At 43.2% G+C, this 24894-nt stretch carries 25 protein-coding genes, 1 tRNA gene and 1 pseudogene; 12 read left to right on the top strand and 15 right to left on the bottom strand.

The genetic code is table 11. The annotated features are described in order from the left end of the window. The first annotated feature begins 169 nt into the window (after window positions 1–169). Window positions 170–2695 carry a BamA/TamA family outer membrane protein gene (locus GO620_RS17060; RefSeq protein WP_244139437.1) on the top strand — a complete coding sequence of 842 codons (2526 nt, stop codon included), beginning with the start codon at window positions 170–172 and terminating at the stop codon, window positions 2693–2695. Here GO620_RS17060 and GO620_RS17055 read toward each other — a convergent pair. Continuing rightward, the gene (locus GO620_RS17055; protein WP_244139436.1) at window positions 2692–3309 is read right to left on the bottom strand and encodes a phosphatase PAP2 family protein; all 618 of its coding nucleotides are present in this window, start codon (window positions 3307–3309) and stop codon (window positions 2692–2694) included. The two genes, GO620_RS17060 and GO620_RS17055, sit on opposite strands and share 4 nt — an antisense overlap. Window positions 3310–3414: 105 nt before the next feature. On the opposite strand from GO620_RS17055, the gene ppk1 reads away from it, so the two are divergent. Both ppk1 and GO620_RS17045 read left to right on the top strand, forming a co-directional pair. Beyond that, on the top strand, window positions 3415–5472 hold the full coding sequence (ppk1, locus tag GO620_RS17050) for a polyphosphate kinase 1 (protein ID WP_157523441.1): 2058 nt from the start codon (window positions 3415–3417) through the stop codon (window positions 5470–5472). Window positions 5473–5540: 68 nt separating this feature from the next. Then, window positions 5541–5714: a hypothetical protein gene (locus tag GO620_RS17045; protein WP_157523442.1), complete on the top strand. Its 174-nt coding sequence runs from the start codon at window positions 5541–5543 to the stop codon at window positions 5712–5714. Between the two features lie 42 nt (window positions 5715–5756). On the opposite strand, the gene GO620_RS17040 is transcribed toward GO620_RS17045, so the two are convergent. The 5 genes and pseudogenes from GO620_RS17040 to GO620_RS17025 all read right to left on the bottom strand — a co-directional run bounded on the left by GO620_RS17040 (window position 5757) and on the right by GO620_RS17025 (window position 10420). After that, window positions 5757–6437 (bottom strand): arylesterase, encoded by a 681-nt coding sequence (locus tag GO620_RS17040; RefSeq protein ID WP_157523443.1) that lies wholly within the window; start codon window positions 6435–6437, stop codon window positions 5757–5759. Window positions 6438–6441: 4 nt separating this feature from the next. Continuing rightward, the gene (locus GO620_RS17035) at window positions 6442–8142 is read right to left on the bottom strand and encodes an ABC transporter permease (protein ID WP_394368564.1); all 1701 of its coding nucleotides are present in this window, start codon (window positions 8140–8142) and stop codon (window positions 6442–6444) included. 207 nt (window positions 8143–8349) lie between these two features. Continuing rightward, window positions 8350–8904: pseudogene (locus tag GO620_RS17515) on the bottom strand (ABC transporter permease); the annotation flags it as partial. A gap of 88 nt (window positions 8905–8992) precedes the next feature. Next, a complete protein-coding gene (locus GO620_RS17030; RefSeq protein ID WP_200230409.1) occupies window positions 8993–9685 on the bottom strand; it encodes an ABC transporter ATP-binding protein in 693 nt (230 codons plus the stop codon). Window positions 9686–9802: 117 nt separating this feature from the next. After that, window positions 9803–10420, bottom strand: a complete 618-nt coding sequence (locus tag GO620_RS17025; RefSeq protein ID WP_157523444.1) for a polysaccharide deacetylase family protein — start codon at window positions 10418–10420, stop codon at window positions 9803–9805. A gap of 302 nt (window positions 10421–10722) precedes the next feature. Between GO620_RS17025 and GO620_RS17020 the strand changes: the two genes are divergently transcribed. The 3 genes from GO620_RS17020 (at window position 10723) to GO620_RS17010 (ending at window position 12514) form a co-directional block, all read left to right on the top strand. Then, window positions 10723–11727 carry an NAD(P)H-dependent glycerol-3-phosphate dehydrogenase gene (locus tag GO620_RS17020; RefSeq protein ID WP_157523445.1) on the top strand — a complete coding sequence of 335 codons (1005 nt, stop codon included), beginning with the start codon at window positions 10723–10725 and terminating at the stop codon, window positions 11725–11727. Between the two features lie 26 nt (window positions 11728–11753). Next, window positions 11754–12128 (top strand): hypothetical protein, encoded by a 375-nt coding sequence (locus tag GO620_RS17015; protein WP_157523446.1) that lies wholly within the window; start codon window positions 11754–11756, stop codon window positions 12126–12128. A gap of 65 nt (window positions 12129–12193) precedes the next feature. Further along, window positions 12194–12514: a hypothetical protein gene (locus tag GO620_RS17010; protein WP_157523447.1), complete on the top strand. Its 321-nt coding sequence runs from the start codon at window positions 12194–12196 to the stop codon at window positions 12512–12514. A gap of 167 nt (window positions 12515–12681) precedes the next feature. On the opposite strand, the gene GO620_RS17005 is transcribed toward GO620_RS17010, so the two are convergent. The 6 genes from GO620_RS17005 to GO620_RS16980 form a co-directional block, all read right to left on the bottom strand. After that, window positions 12682–14526, bottom strand: a complete 1845-nt coding sequence (locus GO620_RS17005) for a DEAD/DEAH box helicase (protein WP_157523448.1) — start codon at window positions 14524–14526, stop codon at window positions 12682–12684. Window positions 14527–14706: 180 nt separating this feature from the next. Beyond that, entirely contained in the window at window positions 14707–15216 is a 510-nt protein-coding gene (locus tag GO620_RS17000; RefSeq protein ID WP_157523449.1) for a nuclear transport factor 2 family protein, read from the bottom strand. Window positions 15217–15228: 12 nt separating this feature from the next. Then, the gene (locus GO620_RS16995) at window positions 15229–15690 is read right to left on the bottom strand and encodes a cupin domain-containing protein (RefSeq protein WP_157523450.1); all 462 of its coding nucleotides are present in this window, start codon (window positions 15688–15690) and stop codon (window positions 15229–15231) included. Window positions 15691–15702: 12 nt separating this feature from the next. Then, a complete protein-coding gene (locus tag GO620_RS16990; RefSeq protein ID WP_157523451.1) occupies window positions 15703–16686 on the bottom strand; it encodes an aldo/keto reductase in 984 nt (327 codons plus the stop codon). A 7-nt stretch (window positions 16687–16693) separates the two neighbouring features. Beyond that, window positions 16694–17089 carry a (R)-mandelonitrile lyase gene (locus GO620_RS16985; protein ID WP_157523452.1) on the bottom strand — a complete coding sequence of 132 codons (396 nt, stop codon included), beginning with the start codon at window positions 17087–17089 and terminating at the stop codon, window positions 16694–16696. 6 nt (window positions 17090–17095) lie between these two features. Continuing rightward, the gene (locus GO620_RS16980) at window positions 17096–17947 is read right to left on the bottom strand and encodes an aldo/keto reductase (RefSeq protein WP_157523453.1); all 852 of its coding nucleotides are present in this window, start codon (window positions 17945–17947) and stop codon (window positions 17096–17098) included. A 157-nt stretch (window positions 17948–18104) separates the two neighbouring features. Here GO620_RS16980 and GO620_RS16975 point away from each other — a divergent pair, with 157 nt between their 5' ends. After that, complete coding sequence (locus GO620_RS16975; RefSeq protein ID WP_157523454.1) at window positions 18105–18998, top strand: helix-turn-helix domain-containing protein; 894 nt, start codon at window positions 18105–18107, stop codon at window positions 18996–18998. A 30-nt stretch (window positions 18999–19028) separates the two neighbouring features. On the opposite strand, the gene GO620_RS16970 is transcribed toward GO620_RS16975, so the two are convergent. After that, window positions 19029–19105 (bottom strand) — tRNA-Ala (locus GO620_RS16970). A 59-nt stretch (window positions 19106–19164) separates the two neighbouring features. Beyond that, window positions 19165–19929 (bottom strand): TerC family protein, encoded by a 765-nt coding sequence (locus GO620_RS16965; protein WP_157523455.1) that lies wholly within the window; start codon window positions 19927–19929, stop codon window positions 19165–19167. Window positions 19930–20084: 155 nt separating this feature from the next. Between GO620_RS16965 and GO620_RS16960 the strand changes: the two genes are divergently transcribed. The 4 genes from GO620_RS16960 (at window position 20085) to GO620_RS16945 (ending at window position 23801) form a co-directional block, all read left to right on the top strand. Then, window positions 20085–21971, top strand: a complete 1887-nt coding sequence (locus GO620_RS16960) for a DNA topoisomerase IV subunit B (RefSeq protein ID WP_157523456.1) — start codon at window positions 20085–20087, stop codon at window positions 21969–21971. Window positions 21972–21984: 13 nt separating this feature from the next. Then, complete coding sequence (locus GO620_RS16955; protein ID WP_157523457.1) at window positions 21985–22455, top strand: hypothetical protein; 471 nt, start codon at window positions 21985–21987, stop codon at window positions 22453–22455. Between the two features lie 193 nt (window positions 22456–22648). After that, complete coding sequence (locus GO620_RS16950; protein WP_157523458.1) at window positions 22649–23140, top strand: cytidine deaminase; 492 nt, start codon at window positions 22649–22651, stop codon at window positions 23138–23140. Between the two features lie 4 nt (window positions 23141–23144). After that, window positions 23145–23801: a GDSL-type esterase/lipase family protein gene (locus GO620_RS16945; protein WP_157523459.1), complete on the top strand. Its 657-nt coding sequence runs from the start codon at window positions 23145–23147 to the stop codon at window positions 23799–23801. Between the two features lie 47 nt (window positions 23802–23848). On the opposite strand, the gene GO620_RS16940 is transcribed toward GO620_RS16945, so the two are convergent. Then, complete coding sequence (locus GO620_RS16940; RefSeq protein WP_157523460.1) at window positions 23849–24277, bottom strand: nuclear transport factor 2 family protein; 429 nt, start codon at window positions 24275–24277, stop codon at window positions 23849–23851. A gap of 79 nt (window positions 24278–24356) precedes the next feature. On the opposite strand from GO620_RS16940, the gene GO620_RS16935 reads away from it, so the two are divergent. Continuing rightward, window positions 24357–24869 (top strand): YdeI/OmpD-associated family protein, encoded by a 513-nt coding sequence (locus GO620_RS16935; protein WP_157523461.1) that lies wholly within the window; start codon window positions 24357–24359, stop codon window positions 24867–24869. Window positions 24870–24894: the final 25 nt, after the last annotated feature.

Here is a 24894-nt window from a genome sequence, read left to right as displayed (position 1 = left end):
TCCATATTCTTCAGATTTTCTACAGATTTACGCAAAGGAGGCAAACAAAATATTGCAAAAACACATTACGGTATAAATCAGTACTAAAACTTTGCCTGACTTGCAATTACCATCTCGAAAAAACTCATTCTTAAGATATATCGTCCTTTTCTTGTTAACAATAACAGGAATGGATGTTAGTGCGCAAAAGCATACGTTAGGCGACAGTATTGTCCGCGCGGTAGAACCGGGTTATGACAGTGTCAGCAAAACGCACCGTAGATTTTTCGGCGAGAGTTACAGAAAGTTATGGGCAACTCCCGTAAAAATGAAAGTCTTTAGTTTTAAAGACTACGGCGGCTTAAAAATAGATGAGGAAGGCGGAGGCCGACAAACCAAATCTTTACACTTGGTAGATGCCTCCGGTCAAAAATGGACCCTGCGCACCATTCAAAAATATCCTGACAGTGTTTTACCCGAAGCGTTAAGAGGCACCCTTGCTGCAAGTATAGTTCAAGACCAAGTTACGGCAGAACACCCTTTTGGCGCTTTGGTAGTGCCAACGTTGGCACAGGCATTAGGCATTCCACATGCAAACCCTCAGGTAGTTTATGTAAGCGACGATCCTGCTTTAGGAAAATATCGCAAGGAATTTGCTAATAAGGTTTTCCTGTTTGAAGAGCGCGAACCAAGCGATGTAGATAAAACGGACAATAATGATAAGACACAGAAAAAGCTTGAGGCTGATAATGATAATCACGTTGACGCAAAATTGATATTACGGGCACGTTTGCTCGATTTTATTTTAGGGGACTGGGACCGCCACGGAGATCAATGGCGCTTTGAACAGATAGAAGACGGAAAAGGCACTTACTTTAAACCGATACCTAAAGACCGCGACCAGGTGTTTTACAACGGCACCGGCATTTTCCCGACGATATTATCTTTAAACGACAGCTTTGAAAAATTCCAAAACTATAATACCCGCATTCGGGCAATTGACTTCTGGAACCTGAATAATCAGGATTTTGACCGCTATTACTTATCACGCTTGGGCAAACAAGATTGGTTGGAGCAGATTGCCGATGCTCAAAAATTGCTGACAGACCAAGTGATCAGCGAGGCTGTAAAACGTATGCCGCCTGCTATTTACCGCTTGTCGGGCCCGCCAATCACAAATAAAATGATAGCCCGCAGAAACGGCTTAAAGGATCAGGCACTCACCTACTATAAATTCATCTCTCATTCTGTTGAAGTATTAGGGACTGCTAAAAAAGAATATGTTGATGTAACTAATAATGCCGATGGAAGCGTACATGTAAAGATCAACAAGATCAGCAAAGAAGGTAAAATAGAACAGGTAACATTTGAACGGACATTTGACCCGGCGGATACAAAGGATGTAAGAATTTTTGCGCTAGACGGTGATGATGTTTTCTCGATGCACGGCGTTGATAGGTCACCGATAAAGGTGCGGATGATCGGCGGCGATGGCGAAGATACATTTAACGTAGATAGCAGTATAAAGTCTCATGGTAACCGATATATTTATGACCGCAGCGACCAGAAAAACATTTTTCCAAACGCAGGCCAGGTAAAGCTTCGTACGGGCACAGATACGCTGGTTAACTACTATAAGCGTAAATATTTTAAGTACAGCTATTGGCAGCCCCTGCTTTTGGCAAGTTATAACCGCGATTATGGCTTTCAATTAATCCCGGAAGTTATTGTCGTTAAACAAGGGTTCCGTAAAGAGCCATTTGCGTCGAGGCAAACCTTTATAGCCAACTATGGCTTCGGCAACAATTCGCTTTATTTAGGTTATAAAGGCGAATTTACCAAAGCAATTGGCGGAAGCGACCTTGTGGTAAACGCTTTTTCAAAAGGCCCGAACTATAAATACAGCTTTTTTGGCACCGGCAACGAAAGTGTCTTCTTAAACAATGAGGATCAGGGAACTGATGTGTATTATTATCGCAATACTTATGATTACGTTGAAACAAACATTGGTTTAAGACAACGGCCGGGCAATTGGGCATTTACAGAAAGCCTTACCGGACAATATTACAATGGTGAAGGCGGCAAAAATCAAAGCAAGTTTATAAAGAACTACGCCGACCAGCATCCCGATGAGCGCGTGTTTGATACAAAATGGTATGCAGGTGTTACTGTCAACGCTAATTATGATACCCGTGACAAATCTTTAGTACCGCATCGCGGGGTAAATTGGAACACTACAATCAGCGGTATAACGGGCATAAAACAAAATGAACACAGTTACGGACAAATCAAGACCGAATTTAGTTTCTTCATTACACCTCCAAGTGATTCAACATTTGTTATCGCAAACCGAATAGGCGGTGGTACCACCATCGGCAATGCAGAGTACTTTCAACAGCTTACGCTTGGCGGCAATGTTAACTTGAGAGGTTATTACTTCCAGCGTTTTACGGGCAAAAGTTACGCTTATGATAATCTGGAAGTTCGCTTTAAATTGTTCGACTTTAACTCTTATGTGCTGCCCGGCACAGTTGGGGCGGTGGGATTCAATGATATAGGCAGGGTTTGGTCGCCCGGCGAAAATTCAAATGTTTGGCATGATGGTTTTGGCGGCGGTTTATATTTCACCCCTGCGCAATTGATACTGATTGAAGGTTTGGTAGGCTTTTCAAAAGAAGGCGCTTACCCATACTTTACAGTTGGTTTCAGGTTTTAACGGCTCAATCCTGATAGTGCAACGGCCGATCCAACCCCGATTGTCGCCCCGGCAGCAACATCTGTCGGAAAATGCTCTCCAAGGTACATACGCGAATAGCCCACAGTGCCGGCGTAAATAAATGCCGGAGCGATAACATACCATTTCGGGTAGGCAATGCTCAACGAACTAGCCAGAGCAAATGTGGTAGAAGTGTGGCCGGACGGGAAAGACGTGCTACCGGCCCTGTAAACGGGGATGAATGTTTTGTTTCGGATAAACGGCCTTGGGCGGCGCACAAAGTGTTTGATCAGCAAAGTTAAGCCCAGCGATATAGCGGTGCTGCTTGCAACGTATAATGAGTTTTCTCTCAGTTCTTTATCGTGGCCTAATACACCGCCAATAAACATTGCCGCCGGAACCCCTGCTTCAACATATTGTATGCTGTTAGTGACACCTAGCAGATAACGTGTCTTTTCAGGCGTACGGCTTTTAGCCAGGTTATCCATTATGTTATTATCAAACTTTTGTATCGGCGAGTCCTGAGGCGGCTTGATAACAACAGGTTCTTGCGCAAACCCTTTAACACTAATAAACAGGGTAGGTATTAAAATGAACAACTTTGCTTTTTTCAAGTCGGGCTGCGTTTTATGGGTTTTCGCAAATATAAATGAGAAACACAAAGCTACCAGTCAATGTTGTTTTAATTTTGAATATCAAGGCAATCATTGTTAGTTAAGATGGAAGAATATCGTTTTTTTAATCGCGATCTCAGCTGGCTGGGTTTCAATAGCCGCGTTTTAGAAGAAGCTGCCAATTCACGTAATCCGCTATTAGAACGGATAAAATTCCTTAGCATATTTTCATCAAACCTCGACGAGTTTTACCGCGTGCGTATGCCGGTTATCGCGGCCATGAAAAAGATAGGTAAGAAAAAAAGTGCTGATCTTGATGAAACAGAACACGCCGACATCTTTTACAATGTTACCGAAACCATAAATAACCAACTGAACCGTTTCGGTGAGATCTTTACGTTGCAATTACTGCCCGCGTTAACATCAGAGCACATCACGTTGCTGTACGAGCAGCCTGTTCCGGAGAAGTTGAAGGAAAATATCGACAGTTATTTTTTAGCGGAAGTTACGGCATTTCTGCAACCGGTATTGATCACCCGGGACACTGTTTTCTTTCCTGAGAACAATAAATTATACTTCCTGGTCGAAACGGCGGCAAGTACGGATACGAAGCTGTACATCTTGAATATCCCCTCTGATGTACTTGACAGGTTTATGTCTATAGATGATAAAGAAACCCTATACATTCTTTTCATAGATGATGTTATAAAACAGAATCTCAATAAAATATTCACAGGCAGTGAGATTAAAAACTGTTTTAGTTTTAAAGTAACCCGCGATGCCGAACTGGATCTCAAAGACGATTACTCAGGAGACCTGTCTAAGGAGATAGAAAAACAGCTACAGAAACGCGACCAGGGTTTAGCGACACGCTTCTTATATGACGGCGATATGCCTGATTATCTTTTAGAAGAATTAAAAAAGTTTCTGAACATCACTAAGGCTACATCTGTAGCAGGCGGTTGTTATCACAATTTGAAAGATTTGATGAACCTGCCCGCTCATCGCAAAGATCTTTCCAATACGCCATGGCCGGTAGTTGTTCCGCCCGGCTTACAAAATGACAGAACCATTGCAGATACCATTGCGACAAGGGACCTGATGATCCATCCGCCTTATAACAATTATGACGCTGTACTACGTTTTTTTAATGAGGCGTCAATTGATAAAGATGTTTCGGAGATATACGTCACGCTTTATCGCGTGGCCAGTCATTCGCTTATTGTAAACGCGCTTATCAGTGCGGCTAAAAATGGCAAATCGGTAACTGTGGTGGTAGAGTTAAAGGCGCGTTTTGATGAAGCTAACAACCTGCATTGGGCAAAGAAAATGATGGATGCCGGTGTGAAAATCATTTACAGCGTTACGGCGCTAAAGGTACACGCAAAAATAGCGCTTGTTAAAAAAAGACTTCAAGACAAGACATCATACTACGGCCTCTTGGCAACAGGCAATCTTAATGAAACTACAGCCAAATTTTATACAGACCATATCCTTTTTACAAGCAATAAAGCTTTGCTGCGCGAAATGGAACTGTTGTTTATCATTTTAGGCAAACGCGCAAAGCCCGGCAAATTTCTAACTGATGTGAGTTTTGAAAATTTACTTGTCGCTCAGTTTAATTTGAAAGACCGCTTTTTGGAATTGATCGACCGGGAAATTGCTAACAAAAAGCAAGGGTTACACTGCGGCATTATTATAAAACTAAATAATCTTGAAGAGGAAGCACTTATTGGTAAATTATATGAAGCCTCTAATGCCGGTGTTATAGTTCAACTCATCGTCCGGGGGATTTGCTGTCTTATTCCGGGCGTGCCGGGCATGAGCGAAAACATCACTGTCCGCCGGATAGTAGACCGCTACCTGGAACACGGGCGAGTTTTTATATTCGACAACAACGGCAACGAAGAAATTTACATGGGATCTGCCGACTGGATGAACCGTAACATTTACCACCGTATTGAGGTATGCTTCCCAATTTATGATGCAGAGATTAAAAAGCAAGTCCGCCGGATTATAGATCTTCAGTTGCAGGACAATACGCAAGCGGTGACAATCAACAGCTTATTGGAGAATGTGCCCATTATGCAAGGAGAAGTTGCTGTGGAATCGCAAAAAGAGATCTACGAGATGATCGCGTCTACCTCTCTTGCAACAAATTAAACCGTAACGATAATAGTACAAACCAACCTGCAAGAGCATCTGTTATGGGTTTATAAACTAACAAAGCCATGAAACATTTAAAATTTTTACTACTATTAGCAATCACTGCCTGCACATTTGCCAGCGCAGATGCACAAATCAGGGTGAGTATTGGTAAGGGCCGCTATTATCACAACGGTCGTCATTATCATCACCGTGCGCCTTATATGCGCAATCACCACAGATATTACCGTTACTGGTAATAACAAGAAAGCCCTTGAAAGATCAAGGGCTTTTTTGTCGGATCAAATTTCTTTCTTTAACACCTGCCAAACATTTGCTGCCAAAATTTTAGCGCCTGCAACGTTTGGATGTATACCATCCGCCTGGTTAAGTTTTGGGTCACCGCCAACACCCTGCAACAAAAAAGGCACCAAATCAATATGGTTCTTTTCTGCAAGGTCGGGAAACAGCTTTTTAAAGTCACCTACGTATTTTTGCCCCATACTTGGCGGCACCTGCATACCTAATAAGATAATCTTCGTATCAGGATATTTCGCTTTTACCTTATCAATTATTGTTTGCAGGTTGTGAATAGTCTCCGTAACTGTAGTACCGCGCAAGCCGTCGTTTGCGCCTAATTCAAGCAGAAAGATATCCGGTTCAGTTTTCAGCACCCAATCTATACGGCTGCGGCCACCGGCTGTAGTTTCGCCGCTAACACCGGAGTTGACAACAGTATAGTTTAGCTTTAAAGAATCTATATAATGCTGCAACACTCCGGGATACGCTGCTGATGGATCATCAAGGCCGTAGCCTGCTGTCAGACTATCCCCAAAAACTAAAATCGTTTTCCTCCCTGTTGCAGATGGTGCTTTACGTTTTACGTAGCTCGTATCGTCTGTATCTTTAACCTTGGGCGGATTGCTACAGCTAAAGGCAAGCAGCGCACATGCAAAAGCCAGGTATATTTTGGTCTTATTCATTTTATCAATCATCGCCTCTTAAAATTTCTAAAGGCGGCCTGTTCAAAATGCCACGACTATTTAACAAGCCTATCACGACGGTTAGCCCGGTAATGATCACAAAAATTACAGCGGCCGGTACAATGCTTACCGTAAATGGTATATCAAAACTAAACTTCGCTAAAAACCAGCTTCCTGTCATCGCTATCAATATCCCTGTCAAAGCTGATAACCCGCCAAGAAATATATACTCTAAAGCAGTAATGGTTAGTATTTGTTTACGGCTTGCGCCCATTGTGCGCAATAAAACACTTTCGCGTATGCGTTGATACTTGCTGATGCGTACTGAAGCAATCAAAACCACAATACCCGTAATGATGCTAAAAGCGCTCATGAATTTTATGATGTCACCTAATTTATCCAGCAACTCATCAAGCACACTTAGTAATTGCCCCAGATCTATGATAGAAATATTCGGAAACTGCTTAACCACTGTTTGCTGATACTTAGCAGATATTTTATCAGATCCAACATGTGTAAGCATAGCATAAAACTGTGGCGCATCTTCCAGAACCCCCTTTGGAAACACAACCAAAAAGTTGGTTTGCATTTTATTCCAGTTTACCTGGCGGATGCTGGTAACCACAGTTGGTATTGGTGAACCTTGAACGTTAAAGGCTATATGATCGCCTACCTTTAAATGGTTATGCTTCGCAAAACGGTCTTCTAAGGAAATAGCCACATCCTTTCCGGAAATTGCTTTGCCTGTCCAATCACCTTCGATGACTTTTTCTGTCGGTACAAGGGTGTCGCGGTAAGTGGCGCGATATTCGTTCGCAAAAATTCGCGCCGGAATTTTGAGGGTAGTGTCTTTTTTATAAATGGACTCTGTCTTACCATTTATGGTGGCCATTCGCATGGTCACTACCGGCACCTGTTGAATTACAGGTAAATGCTGGCTTTTGGTTGTAGCTGCCAATGCTTGCTTTTGTGCAGGCTGAATATCAAATAAGATCATATTGGCGCTGTTGCTTGTGGCAGAAAGGCTTACCTGCTTAACCAGTATATTTTGTATAAAAAATAACGTACAGATAAAAGTTGTACTAAGACCGATCGACACAATTAAAATAATGGTTTGATTATTAGGCCGGTAAAGATTAGCAAAACCTTGCCGCCATAAATAGCTCCACGAATTGCGTATGATCAGCCGGGCAAGTATCATTAACCCGCGTGCAATGAGTGTAAGGATGAAAAAGGCGATGAGAATCCCTATTGTGAAAGCGACACTGCCTTTCCAACTATCCAGCTGGAACTTGGTAAACAATACGATAAAACCGCCGATCAAAAGGTAAACCAACCAACGCAAAGGATCACGCATAAGGTTAATGTTATCATAAGACATGCGTAATGTGTTTAACGGCGAGATATTGCGGATAGCAATAAGCGGAAGCAAGGCAAACAGTACCGATATGATCATTCCTAACAATACACCCTGACCAATGGCCGCCCATGAAACCGCGGTAGATACCGTTAAAGGTAAAAAGTCTTTAAACACGTGCGGCATGGCATATTGTATAGCGCTGCCCAATGCTGCACCAATGACAGAACCAACAAGTCCAATGGCTAAAATCTGCATCAGGTATATAATGAACGCTTGTGCAGAGCGCACACCCAGGCAACGCATAATGGCAATTGATGCTATCTTTTCGCGGATGTAGATGTGCACCGCACTGGCAACGCCAACGCAGCCTAATAACAAAGCAATGAACCCAACTAACGATAAAAACTTTGTGAGGTCTTCAAAACTGCGGCCTGTATTTTCTTTGCGGGTATCTATAGTATCATAGCTAAGGTTGTTGCGCTCCAACTTGTCTTCCATTCCCTTCACCAGCTTGGTAACGTTTACATCATGGTCAAATTTGTAGTAAAACGTGTAGCCAATACGACTGCCTCTTTGCATCAGTCCGGTTGCCTCAAGGTACTGCAGCGGGATGTAAACTATTGGAGCAATGCCAGCCGCAATACCCGTTTGACCGGGTGCCTTATTTAATACACCCACGATCTGAAAAGTGAGGTTCCCCACTTTAATGGAGTCGTTTACGTGGGCATTGAATTGCAGCATTAATGTTTGGTCTACCAATGCGCGCCGACCGGTCCTAAAAGTTTGCGAAGCCGATGACGGCGTACTTTCAATAGCGCCATAGTAAGGAAACTCTCCCTGAAGTGCACGTATCTGCATTAACTTGGTATTACCTGTTTTTGGGAAAAACACCATTGACGCGAAGTTGCGCTCCTGCGATCGGCGGTCGCCTAATGAATCGAGCATCGGTTTTATAGACGCGTCGACCGGTTTGTTTGAGCTGATGGAAAGATCTGCGCCGATTAGGGTCGCTGCCTGGTTATCTACATCTTTTTTAATATTATAACCAAACGAGTATATCGCCACAATGGCTGCAATACCAAAAATGATAGACGAAATAAACAGCATCAACCGCGAGCGGTTTTTGCGGCTGTCGCGCCAGGCCATTTCAAAAAGCCAACCCAGCTTAAGTGGCTGCTTTTCTGTTTTTAACAGTTCAGACATTGGTGTCGGTTTTTACGTCTGATACCAGTTTGCCGCCTTTTATTCTGATGATGCGCTGCGTTTTAGCTGCCAGGTCAAGGTCATGTGTAACCAATACGAGCGTAGTACCGGCCTCTGTGTTCAGATCAAATATTAGTTTGATCACTTTTTCGCTTGTCTCGGCATCAAGGTTACCTGTAGGTTCATCGGCAAATAAGATCTTAGGCTGATTGCTGAATGCTCTTGCAAGCGATACCCGCTGCTGCTCACCTCCGGATAATTGCATCGGATAATGATGCCCACGTTCTGCCAAGCCAACTTTATCTAACAGGTCGAGTGCACGCGCTTTAATATTTTTTTCGCCGCGCAATTCAAGCGGCACCATCACATTCTCCAACGCGGTAAGGGTTGGCAGCAATTGAAAATTCTGAAATATAAAGCCTACATATTGGTTACGCACCTGCGCGCGTTTGTCTTCGCTAAGATTACCAAAACTAATTCCGTTTAGTTCAACAACCCCTGACGTTGCCCTGTCTAAACCCGCGCAGAGGCCAAGTAAAGTCGTCTTGCCACTGCCCGATGGGCCAACAATAGCGTTGGTTGAACCGGTAGGAACTGAGAAGTTAATATCATCGAGAACTGTTAACGTTCGGCCGGCACTTTGATACGTTTTATTAAGCCCGGCAATATGTAATATATTTTCCACCTAAGAGTTTTAGTGTTTGATGAGCGATAAGCGTTTTTGTTACGAATAATATGGTTTTAATAAAGATCCTCTTAGTGCGAGATTACTCCACCTATGATGACGTAAAGATTAACTAAACTATAACACAGCAAACTGATAACCTTGTTTAGACCAATGCCCGAGTGCCCGCGGTAAAACATATTTAAGGCGTTCAAAAGCTTTAAGGCTATCGTGAAAAACTATAATGGATCCGCTGCTCGTATGCTTTAAGACGTTTTTAAGGCAATTATCAGGTGATAGCTCTGTATCAAAGTCGCCGCTTAAAACATCCCACATCACTATTTGCATCTCTGGATAGATCTCATTTACGTGACTGATCTGGGATCTTTTCATGCGCCCGTATGGCGGGCGAAACAAGTTCGTACCTATCAACTCCTGACAAGCTTGCAGGTTCTTAATATACGCTGTATCATCTGTGGCCCAGCCACGAAGGTGATTAAAGGTGTGGTTGCCTATGGCGTGCCCTGCCTGTTTTACTTGTTCAAATATTTCGGGATGCTTTCGAATGTTATCTCCAATACAAAAAAATGTAGCTCTGGCATTGAAATCCGAGAGGGTGTCCAGTACAAAGGGGGTTACCTCCGGGATAGGGCCATCGTCAAAAGTTAGATAGATCTTACGCTCGTCCCGCGGCATATTCCATAGCAAACCGGGATAGAATTTTTTTAGCAACCATGGAGTTTTTACTAAATACATTTCGGGCGTTTTTTGCGTTAGCGATTGAAGCGGATACCGTCTGCAAGCAGACGTATGAGCGGAAAGCGTTCCCCCGACCTGTCGGGGGAACGCCTAAAGACTCTTACACAATTCTTTCTTGACTCCCCTTCCCGCAATAACAAAAGGGTATAACAGAAGTATAAATCTTCATTAGTTCTCTCACGCATTGACGAGTTTTATTACGCGCAAATTATAAATCTTAAGCGTAACCAATAAATGCATATTATTTTTTTATTTTGTGGTTGTTGCTTCTCTAACCTAAGGAAGTAAAATTTTATTTGATGGACGTTGAAAATAAGGTAGCGATTATTGGCGGAGGCAGCTGGGCTACGGCTAACCTTAAAATGCTCACTGACAATGCTGTGCCTAAAGAAATGTATTGGTGGATGCGTAACGCCCAGGCGGCGGAACACATTAAACAGTTTAAGCACAACCCCAATTATCTGAGTTCCGTTGAAATAAAGCTTCCTGCAAACAATATTTCTACCGATTTGAAGTGCATAGTCCGGAACTCTACCTTTATCCTTTTAAACGTACCTGCCGCCTTTTTAAAAGAAGCTCTGAGCGACATAAGCCCGGAAGATTTAAAAGGTAAGTACGTTGTGTCTGCAATAAAAGGTATAGTGCCCGATGAGAACCAGATCATTGGTGAGTTTTTGCATGAGCATTACAACGTGCCATTAGACCATTTCATCGTAATAAGCGGCCCTTGCCACGCTGAGGAGGTAGCTTTAGAAAAGCTGTCTTATTTAACCATCGCCTCAGCTGATTTAGAACTGGCTGCGCATTTTGCATCGCTCATCAATACGCGTTACATTCAAACTATCATTTCTGACGATATCTACGGTACCGAATGGGGCGCTGTACTTAAAAATATTTACGCAGTTGCCAGCGGCATCTGCCACGGAGTAGGTTATGGTGATAATTTCCAATCGGTCTTGATATCAAATGCCATCCGCGAATTAAAGCGTTTTGTTGATGCGGTGCACCCTATCAATCGCGACATTATGGAATCGGCTTACCTGGGCGACTTGTTAGTAACCGCTTATTCGCAATTTAGCCGCAATCGTACATTTGGTAATATGATAGGTAAAGGTTACACCGTAACATCTGCCCAACTGGAGATGAACATGATAGCAGAGGGTTATTATGCAGTAAATTGCCTACATCAGGTAAATAAAAACTACAAAGTACCTATGCCCATTTGTGAAGCTGTTTATGCGATACTATATCAGAAACGTCCTCCTGTAGCTCAAATGCAGCTTTTGGCATCACAATTGAATTAATACTCCTGATTAAAATATCAGGAACTATGAAAAAGTTATTTAAGCCGGTCCTCTTTGCGGCAGCACTATTCGGTGCAACTCAAGTACACGCACAAAGCGGAATTAAGAAAGCAGCCAAGAATGTTGGCCATGCAACATCAAAGGCTGCAAAAGACGTAGCACATTCAACTTCAGACGCGGCTAAAGATGTTGGCCATGCCGGAAAAAAAACCGGCCAAAAAACCGCAGAAATTGCCTCTAAAGGTGCATCTGCGGTAGCAGATAAACGCTTCGATGGTAAGTATGGCCCGGGCGGCGAAAAGATCTATATCAACAGCGACGCCAAATACTACTATGTAAATAAAAAAGGCGAGCATGTATTCGTAACCAAGGAGCAACTGCGCGATAATCCGCCAATGTAAAATATCTGTAACAAAGGGTGTTAGGTTTAAACTTAATACCCTTTACTTATGTCTATCTGCTACTTATGAAAAATTTCGCGTTGATTGCTATTCATGTTCTTTGTGGCACGGTCTTAATGTTTGCAGCATGCACGGGCAGTACCCAATCCAAACTAAAGGGTAACTGGCATTCTAAAGACGGCAGCATCAAATTAAAGATCACGAACAAACAAGTGATTACAAATAATGATACGTCTGCCGCGGAAGAATACATTCTAAAAGAAGATACGATACTCACCTCTTTTGAAGGCAACCGCCCATACACTAAATTGGTAATTCAAAAGCTAGACGGCGATGATATGCAACTGCTTTACCCCGATTCTGTGAGTATAGAGTTTAGCAAGTAAGAGCCCTACTTATCCCGATAATATCGGGACTTCAAAGTATAGGACTTTATAGTGGCATCATTCCTTTTGAGTAACACAGGAATGGCTAAAACAAAAGCCCCTCAGAAAACTGAGGGGCTTTGCCTAACTAACTAAACTAAAACTAAACTAAAACTATCTTATGCCATTCAAGCGCGGTTCTTGCGCTCTGAACGGTCTTCGCGGCGTTTACCGGAAAAATCCCTGAAACCGCCACCGCTATTATTTCTGTCTCTGTCGCGGTTGCCACCGTTGTAGCCGCCTTCGCGACGGTTGCCACCACCGTAGCCACCTTCTTTTCGGTAACCACCACCACCTTCGCGGCGTTTGTAACCATTAGACGCGCCACCGCGGCTTTCGTTACGCTCCTCGCTCGATATTTCTATACGAACAGGGCGGCCTTTATATTCAATCGATTTAAAAGCATCTGTAATGTGCTGCACATCGCCATGGCCAACTTCAAAGAATGAATAAACACCTTTAACATCTATCTTACCAACAGTTTTGCCGGCGATACCGGTATTGTTGCAGATATAGCCAAGCATTTCGCCGCGGCCAAATCCGTCAACAGAACCTAAGTTGATGAACAACCTGGTGTATTCGCCACGTGCGCCATTTCTTGGAAAACACTCGCCCGTATTATCGCGGTCACGGAAACGAGCCTCTTCAGGGGCATTCAAGTCGGGCGCATTCCGATAATAATCTAAGAAGCGATTAAACTCTAAAGACGCGAAACGCTTGATAATATCTTCTTTGCTCAGATCAGCAAACTCATCCATAATACGCGGAATGTATTGCTCTATCTGTTGCTCATTGACGGTAACATTGTGTACTTTATGTATTAGCGAGAACAATTGCTTTTCGCATACATCAAAGCCATTAGGCACTTCTGCCTTGATAAATTGTTTACCGATAACACGCTCTATCTGGCGTATCTTGCCTAACTCTTTAGAGTTGATGATAGCGATAGATACGCCTGTTTTACCCGCACGGGCTGTACGGCCGCTTCTGTGGGTGTAGTTCTCTATCTCGTCTGGCAGTGAATAATTAATAACGTGAGTTACATCATTCACATCTATACCACGTGCGGCAACGTCTGTAGCAATTAATAATTGCAAGCTGCGTTCGCGGTAACGTTTCATAACCTTATCGCGTTGTTGCTGCGAAAGGTCGCCGTGTAAAGAGTCGGCGTTGTAACCGTCTTTTATCAGCGCTTCTGCAATTTCCTGCGTTTCAATTTTGGTACGGCAAAATACGATACCAAAAATATCGGGGTTAAAATCTACTATACGTTTAAACGCGGCATACTTGTCGCGGGCACGTACTACATAATACTCGTGCTCGATGTTAGCGTTACCCGTGTTTTGCTTACCCATAGTAAGCTCATGCGGGTTGGTCATGTAGTTTTTAGCTATGCGGCGCACTTCGGGCGGCATAGTTGCACTAAACAACCAGGTTTTCTTTTCTTCGGGTGTTGTAGAAAGAATCTCGTTGATATCTTCCTGGAAACCCATGTTCAACATTTCGTCTGCTTCGTCTAAAACAACGTAGCGTATATCAGAAAAATCAATGGCGTTGCGGCCAATAATATCCAGCATACGGCCGGGCGTAGCTACTACAATATGTACACCGCGTTTAATTGCACGCAATTGATCCATAATGCTTGCGCCACCATAAACTGCGACAACATTTGCGTTGGGCAGGTTTTTGGCAAATTTTGTAAGGTCACTGGCAATTTGCAAACACAACTCACGTGTAGGGCAAAGCACCAGTGCCTGGGGGCGATTTTGCTTAAAATCGATAAGTTCTAATAGAGGCAGTCCGAAAGCAGCCGTTTTTCCGGTTCCCGTTTGGGCTAATCCGACAAAATCGTTGCTGCCAGACAATAGTACAGGTATAGAAGCTTCCTGTATGGGCGTAGGATTTTCAAATCCTAAGTCGCTAATGGCATTAACAATATCATGACGGATTCCCAGTTCAATAAATGGGTTCATGATTTAAAATAACGTATCTGGCTACATCGCCAAATCGGGCGCAAAGGTAAGAATACTTTTTAGATTTTTAAACCCTTATTTCAAAATGAGATTGGGGTGATAAAGAGACTGAAGTTTTTATGAAATAAACTAGCCCTAAAGTTTCACTCCAGAGCTAGTATACCATTATAAATCAAATGGTTAGTGCTGCTGTGGTGGGGTGGCTTGCACTCCACCCATTTTAACCGGCCTTAATAAAGTTGAAAATGTTAATGATCCCATTTTCCATTTGCCTGCTTCCTTAACGTAAACTTCTGTTACCATAAACGCGTGGACAACTTCGTTGACGCCAACTACTGCAAGCAAATCGATATCATTTAACAAAATTGCAGTGTTGCCAAAGACATTAACCGATGCGCCGTAAACTTCGGCTTTCTTGTACCAGATCATGCCCCCTTTTATAGTGTTAATCTCTTGCGTTTTGCCCCAGCTACCACCCATATGTACAAACACGCATTTTTCTGCAAAAAGGTTATCCAAGGCATCAACATTTTTATCGGCCATCCATTGCCATTTAGATCTGGATAGATTCAAAATTTCTTGTTCATCTTTGTTAGTTCCTACTGCACCAGATATAGGCAAGCTGGCCTGTGCATAGCTCATTTGTGCGCAACAAACGCACAGTAATGCCGCTATAAGGATTTTTCTCATGTCGTTACTTAATTATTTGTTCTTAGCGTTCTTATACTCATCATCAGTTACCCGTTGCAGCCAGATAGTTTTCCCTTTTTGGGCCGGAGTTACTGCTACATATGTAAAAGTGCTGCCGGGTGTAGAACCGTGCCAGTGTGCAACTCCGGGTGGGCATTTCACCACATCACCTTTATGAATGACTTTAGCAGGTTGTCCTTTTTCTTGGTAATAACCTTCACCTTCCGTAACCATCAGTATCTGGCCAGCAGGGTGTATGTGCCAATCCAATTTAGCGGACTTGTCATAAACGGCTTGTGCAACGCTGTAGTTAAAGGTGCTGTCTGGCATGCTCAGTTCGTTGAGCCATATCTTACCGGTGTGGTTATTAGTGGCCGACAGCTCGCCTTTTACAAATATCGGCGCGGTCTGGGCGTCAACCCTCGCAGCAATTACAATCAATATTTGGGTTAGTGCAAAAATTATTCTTTTCATGATTTAATATGATTAGCGATTTATCATTTTCTGGGCAGACTCTGAATAACGGTTACCTACAATTTCGATACCGGCCAAAGCATTATCTATTGCTTTAAGATCGGCATCAGTAAGCTGTATGTCTACCGCACCTAAGTTCTCTTCCAGGCGGTGCAGCTTTGTAGTGCCGGGGATAGGTACTATCCAAGGTTTTTGAGCCAGCAGCCAGGCCAATGCAATTTGCGCCGGAGTAGCATTTTTATCTTTGGCGATGTTGCCAAGTTGGTCTACCAAAGCTTGGTTAGCTTTACGGTTCTCTTCAGAAAAACGCGGAACGGAATTACGAAAATCGGTGCTGTCAAATTCAGTATCCGCGCTTATAGCCCCTGTTAAGAAACCCTTGCCCAACGGGCTAAATGGCACAAAGCCTATCCCCAATTCTTCCAGAACAGGCAATATATCCTGCTCGGGTTCGCGCCACCACATAGAATATTCGCTTTGCAGGGCAGTAACGGGCTGTACGGCGTGTGCCTTGCGTATGGCTTCAACCCCGGCTTCGGACATCCCGAAGTGTAATACCTTGCCTTCACTTATCAGGTCTTTTACCGTTCCGGCTACATCTTCCATAGGCACACCAGGGTCGACACGGTGCTGGTATAAAAGGTCTATGCGGTCTGTTCTTAAACGTTTTAGAGATGCCTCTGCAACTGCTCTTATATTTTTAGGCCGGCTGTCTACCCCTAGTGCAGGTTTACCTTCTTTAAAACCGAATTTAGTAGCGATGACCAGTTTATCACGGTGAGGCGCTAAAGCTTCGCCCAGTAATTCTTCGTTGTCATAAGGGCCATAAGCTTCTGCCGAATCAAAAAATGTGACACCTCGCTCAACGGCCGCATGCAGTAACTTTATAGCATCGCTTTTGTCCGTTGCGGGCCCGTAACCAAAACTTAGCCCCATGCAACCCAATCCCAGGGCTGATACTTCGAGTCCGCTTTTACCTAATTGTCTTGTTTTCATAATTTTATTAGCTGTTGTATTGCTCGTCTGTAACCTGTTCCATCCACACAACCGGCGACCCATTTTCTTTTTCCTGCACGGCAATGTGGCTCATAGCCGTAGTGGCGGTGGCACCATGCCAATGTTTTTCATTCGGTTCGAAATAGATCACATCACCCGGAAAGATATTTTCTCTTCCACTACCCTCTTTTTGGACCCAGCCCGTACCTTGCGTAACTATTAAGGTTTGACCGTAAGGATGCGTGTGCCAGGCAGTGCGCGCACCGGGTTCAAAAGTTACCAGCGCCATTGAAACGCGAGCAGGTTCCGGCGGTTCATTCAACGGATCGATGCGTACCGTCCCGGTAAAATAATCTGCGGGCCCTTTGGCAGATGGCCTTGACCCTATTCTTTTTATTTCCATAATGATTTAATTATTTAGTTTGCGTTCACCCAGCCACTTAACCATCTTGGGATCGCGGTGATCAAAGAAACTACTGGTGTTTGTATCCAAAGCTTTGATCTTATCCATTTCCTCCCCTGTTAACTCAAAATCAAGACTGTTAAGGTTCTCGGCCATACGTTCTTTACGCACAGATTTCGGGATCGCGACAATTCCTCTTTGGGTAAGCCAGCGCAACACAACCTGGGCTATGGTTTTATTGTATTTTTCGCCAATGTTCTTCAAGACGGTGTTACTGAAAATATCATTCTTGCCTTCTGCAAATGGCCCCCATGATTCTATTTGCACATTATTATCTAACATGAATTGATGTGCGTCCAGTTGTTGGTGAAAAGGATGTGTCTCCACCTGGTTAACAGCAGGCACAATATCATTATGGATAATCAGGTCCATCAACCTATCGGGCTGAAAATTGCTGACGCCTATAGCCTTAATTTTTCCTTCTTTGTACAACTCTTCCATTGCCCGCCATTCGCCATATACGTCGCCAAACGGCTGATGAATCAAGTACAGGTCTATATAATCTAGCTGCAATTTATTTAATGAATTTTCAAACGCTTTTTTCGCGCCGTCGTAACCCTTGGATTGTATCCATAATTTGGTAGTAATGAATATTTCGTCGCGCGGTATGCCACTTTTTTTAACAGCCTTACCTACCGCCTCTTCGTTACCGTAAGCCTGTGCAGTGTCAATAAGCCTGTAGCCCGTTTCAATAGCATCAACTACACTGCGTTCGCACTCTGCCAGGTCTGTTACCTGGTAAACTCCGAAACCAAGAATTGGCATCTTTACGCCATTGTTCAATTTCATACTTTGCATAATTTTCTTGTTTCTATTAACTGTACAAATGTCATACCCCTATTAGTCATTTATAGGATACAGATTACAGATGTTTGTACCATTATTACTGATGTTTAAATGGTCTAGCAGCAGGAATGAAATTTTGCATTACTTTCGATAAACAGATCATTAGGCCATGGAACAAATCAAGCGTTTCGATACTGTAAGCCAGTATAATGCATTTAATAAGAATGAGACTAAGCATCCGCTGGTAAGCATTGTGGACTTCTCTAAAGCCGACCCCAGGTCGGGCTCGCAAATGTATTTTGGTGTTTATACAGTGATCTTGAAAGATGTAGTATGCGGCGATTTGCGCTATGGCAAAAACACTTATGATTACCAGGAGGGCACGCTTGTTTTTATAGCTCCCGGGCAGGTAGCCGGTGTAAATAATAATGAAACTTTTCAGCCCAAAGGTTATGCGCTGACATTTCACCCCGACTTGTTACTCGGAACTTCTTTAGCTAAACAGATGCGCGACTATGGCTTTTTTGGCTATCAGTCAAACGAGGCGCTTCATATATCCGAACGCGAACGCAATACCGTTTTAGATTGCTTTGATAAAATAAATGATGAACTTGAACGTGGTGTAGATAAGCACAGCAAGAAGCTGATTGTAGCTAATATCGAATTGTTCTTAAATTACTGCATGCGCTTTTATGATCGCCAGTTTATCCTGAGGGATCATGTCAATCGTGGAATACTGGAACGTTTCGAAAATTTGTTGAATAATTATTTCGAATCTGATAAACCGGCCATAATTGGTCTGCCATCTATTGCATGGTGTGCCGGGCAATTAAATTTATCTGCCAACTATTTTGGCGACCTCGTAAAAAAAGAAACTGGTAAGACCGCGCAAGAATATGTTCAGGCAAAATTGATTGAGACCGCGAAAGAGAAAATATTCGATGGCAGCAAAACCATCAACCAGGTGGCCTATGAGTTAGGCTTCAAATATCCGCAGCACTTCTCAAGGATATTTAAACAAAAAGTAGGGCAAACGCCTGCGGAGTATCGCTCACTTAATTGAGCTGCAAAAAACCCCGCTTTAGCAGGGCTCTGGTGGAGAATATCGGAGTCGAACCGATGACCTCTTGCATGCCATGCAAGCGCTCTAGCCAGCTGAGCTAATCCCCCGTTTATAGGCAGCAAATATAGCCATTGGCAGGCACTTTATAAAATCTAACGCGGTTTAGTTACACCTTTCTCTTAGGAAAGTTGAACAGCATCGAGCTTAACACTGGCAAGAGAAATATTGCTACAGTGAATACCGAGACGAAGATATCGGTCTTTTCGCTGTCGAGAATTTTAGCGAAATCTGTTTCTGGATAAAAGTGTGTGTAGAGCGATGCGGTAAGTTTTAAACCTAAAACGCCAATAACCATAAAGGCGGCAGTCTCTAAAAAGGTAAACTTTTCCATCAGCCTTACAAAAGCCTGCGCCACAAAACGCATTGCCAGTATTCCTATAAAGACGCCCACATATATAAGAAAAACGTGGTCTGTAAAAGCAACAGCGGCAAACACATTGTCGATAGAAAAGGCCAGATCCATCAACTCTATCAGCGCTACGGTCGCCCAAAAGGTCCCAAGTAGGCCTACTGTTGCTTTATATAGCCAATTTTGGCTTTTATCTAGGTTTTCGTGGTGCTCTATTTTTTCACTCTCCTTAAAGAACTTAAAAGCAAGATACAGCAGGTAGATACCGCCTAAAGGTTTCAACCACCACACTTTTACCAGCCAGCTTGCCAGCAAAAGGCAGGCGCCGCGTAAAACATAAGCGCCTAAAAGTCCGTAACGCAGTGCTCTGCTCCGCTGCCTCGGTGGCAGGTCTACCACCATGGTTGCCAAAACCGCCGCATTGTCTACAGACAGCAAGCTCTCGATGACTACCAGGTTGAGGATAACCAGTAAGCCCGCTTTAATGTCGTTGCCCAGCAATGTATGTAGCAGATCATTCATATGCGCATTGCAAATTAACGTTTAATCGGCAATCCGGAATGTTTAAATGTTGAGAAAAACAAGTCTCTCATATTTCAAGGCAAGCTTTTATTAGTCTATCTTTCCGAATGAATGGCGCAACAGCTACATTTGCAAACTAAAAATATTAGCGTTACATGGCAGAAGTAAAGTATAGCGAAGACAGCATCAGATCATTAGATTGGAAAGAGCATATACGCCTGCGCCCGGGTATGTACATCGGGAAACTAGGCGACGGTTCTGCTTATGATGATGGCGTTTATGTATTGCTTAAAGAGATAGTAGACAACTCAATAGATGAGTTTGTGATGGGTGCCGGCCGCTCGATAGATATTAACATGAGCGACCATAAAGTTGCTGTGCGCGATTATGGCCGCGGCATTCCGCTGGGCAAAGTTATAGATTGCGTATCCAAGATCAATACTGGTGGAAAGTATGACAGCAATGCCTTCCAAAAATCTGTAGGGTTGAACGGTGTAGGTACAAAAGCCGTTAACGCACTGTCAACGTCTTTTACGGTCCAATCTTATCGCGATGGACGCACCAAAATTGCCGAATTTACCAAAGGTGAACTATTGCGGGACGAACCGGAGAAAGAGACTACACAACGTAACGGTACTGCCATAAATTTTATTCCCGACGAAAGCATTTTCCGCCATTACCGTTTTATCCCTGAGTTTGTAGAGAATATGATATGGAACTACGTGTTCCTTAACTCGGGATTGACGATCAATTTTAATAATCAGAAATATTTTTCGGAACAGGGGCTTTATGACCTGTTAACCCGTAACACAAATGTTGAGCACCTTCGTTACCCAATTATTCATTTAAAAGGCAATGATATTGAAATAGCCATGACGCACGGCCAGCAGTACGGCGAAGAATATTATTCGTTTGTTAACGGCCAGCATACCACACAAGGTGGCACACACCAGGCCGCCTTCCGCGAAGCGGTGGTAAAAACGGTTCGGGAATTCTACAAAAAAGAATTTGACGCATCAGACGTGCGTGCTTCCATTGTGGCGGCAATTGCCATTAAAGTGCAGGAGCCGGTATTCGAGTCGCAAACCAAAACCAAACTGGGTTCGCAAAACGTAGGGCCTGATGGGCCGACAGTGCGTGGCTATATAAACGATTTCGTAAAAACAGAATTAGACAATTACCTGCATAAAAATCCGGCGGCAGCAGATGCGCTATTAAAACGTATTATGCAGTCTGAGCGCGAGCGAAAGGACATTGCAGGCATCAAAAAATTGGCAAATGAGCGAGCTAAAAAGGCATCGCTTCACAACCGTAAACTGCGCGATTGTAAACTGCATTTTAGCGACAACCACGAACGTCGACAAGATACTACGTTATTTATCACAGAGGGTGACTCGGCCAGCGGATCTATTACCAAATCGCGCGATGTACAAACACAGGCAGTATTTAGTTTAAAAGGAAAGCCGTTGAATTGCTATGGACTGACTAAAAAGGTAGTGTATGAGAACGAAGAGTTTAACCTACTGCAACACGCTTTAAACATCGAAGATGGCATTGATGGCCTCCAATACAACAACATAGTAATTGCTACTGATGCCGATGTTGACGGCATGCACATCCGTTTGCTGATGATGACCTTCTTTTTGCAGTTCTTTCCGGATCTGGTGAAAGCCGGGCACGTATCCATTTTGCAAACCCCATTATTTCGGGTACGTAATAAAAAAGAAACCATTTACTGTTATAGTGATGAGGAACGGCGCGCGGCGATCGAGAAATTGGGTAACAAACCCGAGATCACACGCTTTAAAGGGCTGGGCGAAATATCTCCCGAAGAATTCGGGTTGTTTATCGGCAAGGACATCCGCCTCGACCCGGTGATCCTGAAAGACGCAAATATCAAAGGCCTTTTGGAGTATTTTATGGGTAAGAACACTCCTACCCGTCAGCAGCACATTGTGCAAAATTTAAGAGTGGAAAAAGACGACGAGACAGTAAACCCGCTTATTGCTGCAGATGAGCCCGAAATTAAGGAGGTTGCATAATCTTAGAAAGCCAATGAAGCGAAAACCTGAAGATGAACGCCTCCATGAAAATGAAGAAATCATCGGAGCAGACTACACTGTTATCCTGCAATGGATCATTTTAGTTGGAAGTACACTTTTTAGTTTATTCACAGGATATATATTGAGAGACACCCCCTTTAGTGGCAATCTTTTTCTTATTATATTTTGTGTGCTTGTCTTTTTTATTGTTTGTATATGGCGATTATTTTCGTTTGCCGATGTCTCTATCAGTTCTACACATATTATCTATCGTAAAATGACAGGCACACAACGGAGACTATTGACCGACATAAAATCAATCGAATCGGGAATAACCATCGGTAACTATTATATGGAATTTATCGACGGCTATAAAGTCTATTTTAGGCTTAAAAATTCAGAATTTCTTTCAACTTTCTTCAGCAATGATGCCCCCGCTACATTAGAACGTCTACGAAGAAAACTTAAAGTGATAGAGATATAGTTTAATTTCATTCGTTGCCCTGTAGCACGCGTGTCGCGTGTGCTTTAACTAAAACCAATGCATGAGTAAAATTTCAATTGTTTGATAACTGTAAGCACTTTGTAATCTAAGGACTCTTTAGGCAAAGGTATATTTGCATTTCAGCGATATATCAGTTATCTTGTTTGCCCCGCTTTTTTGTGGGGTCAGATAAATGGTTCCACATGAAATAAAGATCAGTTTCGATGAGTTTTCATCCGTAGCTGAATTGAATCCGGGAGATAGGCTCATTTGCATTGAAGCTATTAAAGCGCTGGCCGGATCCCACTCACCTTACTCAAAGTTCAAAGTTGGCGCAGCTTTAAAGTTGCAAAGCGGGCGTATAGTATATGGCAGCAATCAGGAGAATGTTGCTTACCCATCGGGCCTTTGCGCAGAGCGAGTTGCTTTGTTTAATTGGGGCGCTAACTATAGTGATGATCCTATCGAAAGCATTGCCATAACCGCTCACACAGACGATTTTAAAATTAGTCAACCGGTTACACCCTGCGGATCCTGTCTCCAGGTTTTAGCGGAGTATGAAAAAAAGCAGGAGCAAAAGATCAAGATTATCCTATTTATAGGAGACGGCCCCGTTTGGATTGTCAATGGCAGTGAAAGTTTCTTACCTTTTCTTTTCTTTGAAGAAAGATTAGCACAATCATAAACCAATGAAATTCAAATTTTTTCTATTAGCACTTGCAATCTCAACACTGAGTGCAAAGGCACAAACAGGTTTCCCGTTTGCAGATGAATTACGCGCTTATAAAACCGCGGATAGTTTGCACTTCCCGAAGCCGGGCAGCAACTTGTTTATTGGTAGCTCTTCGATAAGGATGTGGACAGATATAGCAGCCCGCTTTCCAGACAAAAGAGTGCTGGCCCGTGGCGTAGGCGGTTCTACCTTAGAACAGTGGGTAAAATATTATACCCCTTTTATTTTGTTCCCTTACAAGCCCGAGCGAGTGTTTGTATACGCGGGGGAAAACGATCTTAATGATGGCCAAACACCTCAGCAGGTGTATAATAACTTTGTTAAACTTTACGGTATGGTTCAGCAACAATTGTCGGGCAGTACCATCATCTGGATGTCGATCAAAAAAAGCCCCAGCCGTGCTATCCGTTACGCGCGTGTGGATTCGACTAATACGCTTGTCAAAAACTTTATCGATACCCATAAAGATGCCAAGTATGTCGATGTGAATACGGTGCTTTATGACAAAAAGACCAATTTGCCCGATAGTAGTTTATTTAAACCCGACTTACTGCATTTGAAGCTAGAGGGTTATGACCGTTGGCAAAAAGCATTAAAGAAATATGTACAATAACAAAGAAGGCCGCTATAGCGGCCTTCTTTGTTATTGCTGCCAGCAGCTTATTTGAAAATGCTATACACATCTGTGATCTTCCACTCTTTGCCATTGTTGGCTAAGGTGACATAATTGGTGCGGGTAAGGCCGGCATACTTCTGTTCAACCTTTATCACCGCCACATCATCGTTGCTGCTGACTACTTCTGTCGCAATTGTGCACTGTTGTTCACGCCCTTCGTTCTCTTTGAGATAAGAGATCATATCATCCTTAGTAAAACTTTGGATTTGATTATTGCGCAGTACTTTGAATTTTGCAGAGTTATCGGTTACACCGTCAAAGCCAGTTAAACGGCCACGGGTAATAGCGTCTACATAAGTATTAATTACTTTGTATTGGCCGGATGGGCTTACATCTTCTTTAGTGGCTGCGCCAACTGTTAAACTTGTGGTGAATAATGTTAATGCTATAAAAGCGATTTTTAATGTTTTCATGGTATTGTAAATTTGGTTTCATAAATAAGACCCCTCTGTTTTACAAAATGTTACAGCAGCTAAAATTTAATTTTTTATAATGGTGAAGTTTCAAACCGTATTACAACGGTTCGCCGAGCAGGGCGAGAAAACGGGCTGGACTTATATTGTTGTTACCTCTGACCTCGCAAACACGTTAAAGCCGAGTAACAAAAAATCTTTCAGAGTAAAGGGCTTTATCGATGACCTGCCCATTGCTGGTGTAGCGCTTATTCCATGGGGCGACGGCAGTTTTATAATGGCCATAAACGCCGTTATGCGCAAAGGCTTACATAAAAGTGCAGGGGCGATGGTATCTGTCGGCCTGGAAACGCACGACGATTTTGTAATTGAAATGCCCGAAGACATGGCCGAGGCCTTTAGCTATGAACAGCCTGAGGCATTAGATTTCTTTAACAGTTTACCACGCGGCCACCGCGATTATTTTATAAAATGGATCACCAGCGCGAAGACAGAACCCACCCGCGCCACCCGTATCGCAAACACTATAAATGCTGCTTCGCGACGCATTGGCTATTCAGAAATGATACGCGATATCAAAGCCAGAAAATAAAAAAAAGCCTCCCGAGTTCGGGAGG

The sequence above is a fragment of the Mucilaginibacter ginkgonis genome, from assembly GCF_009754905.2.
Lineage (GTDB): Bacteria > Bacteroidota > Bacteroidia > Sphingobacteriales > Sphingobacteriaceae > Mucilaginibacter > Mucilaginibacter ginkgonis.
Note: the sequence above shows the minus strand (reverse complement) of the source record. Positions and strands in the feature narration are given on the sequence as shown.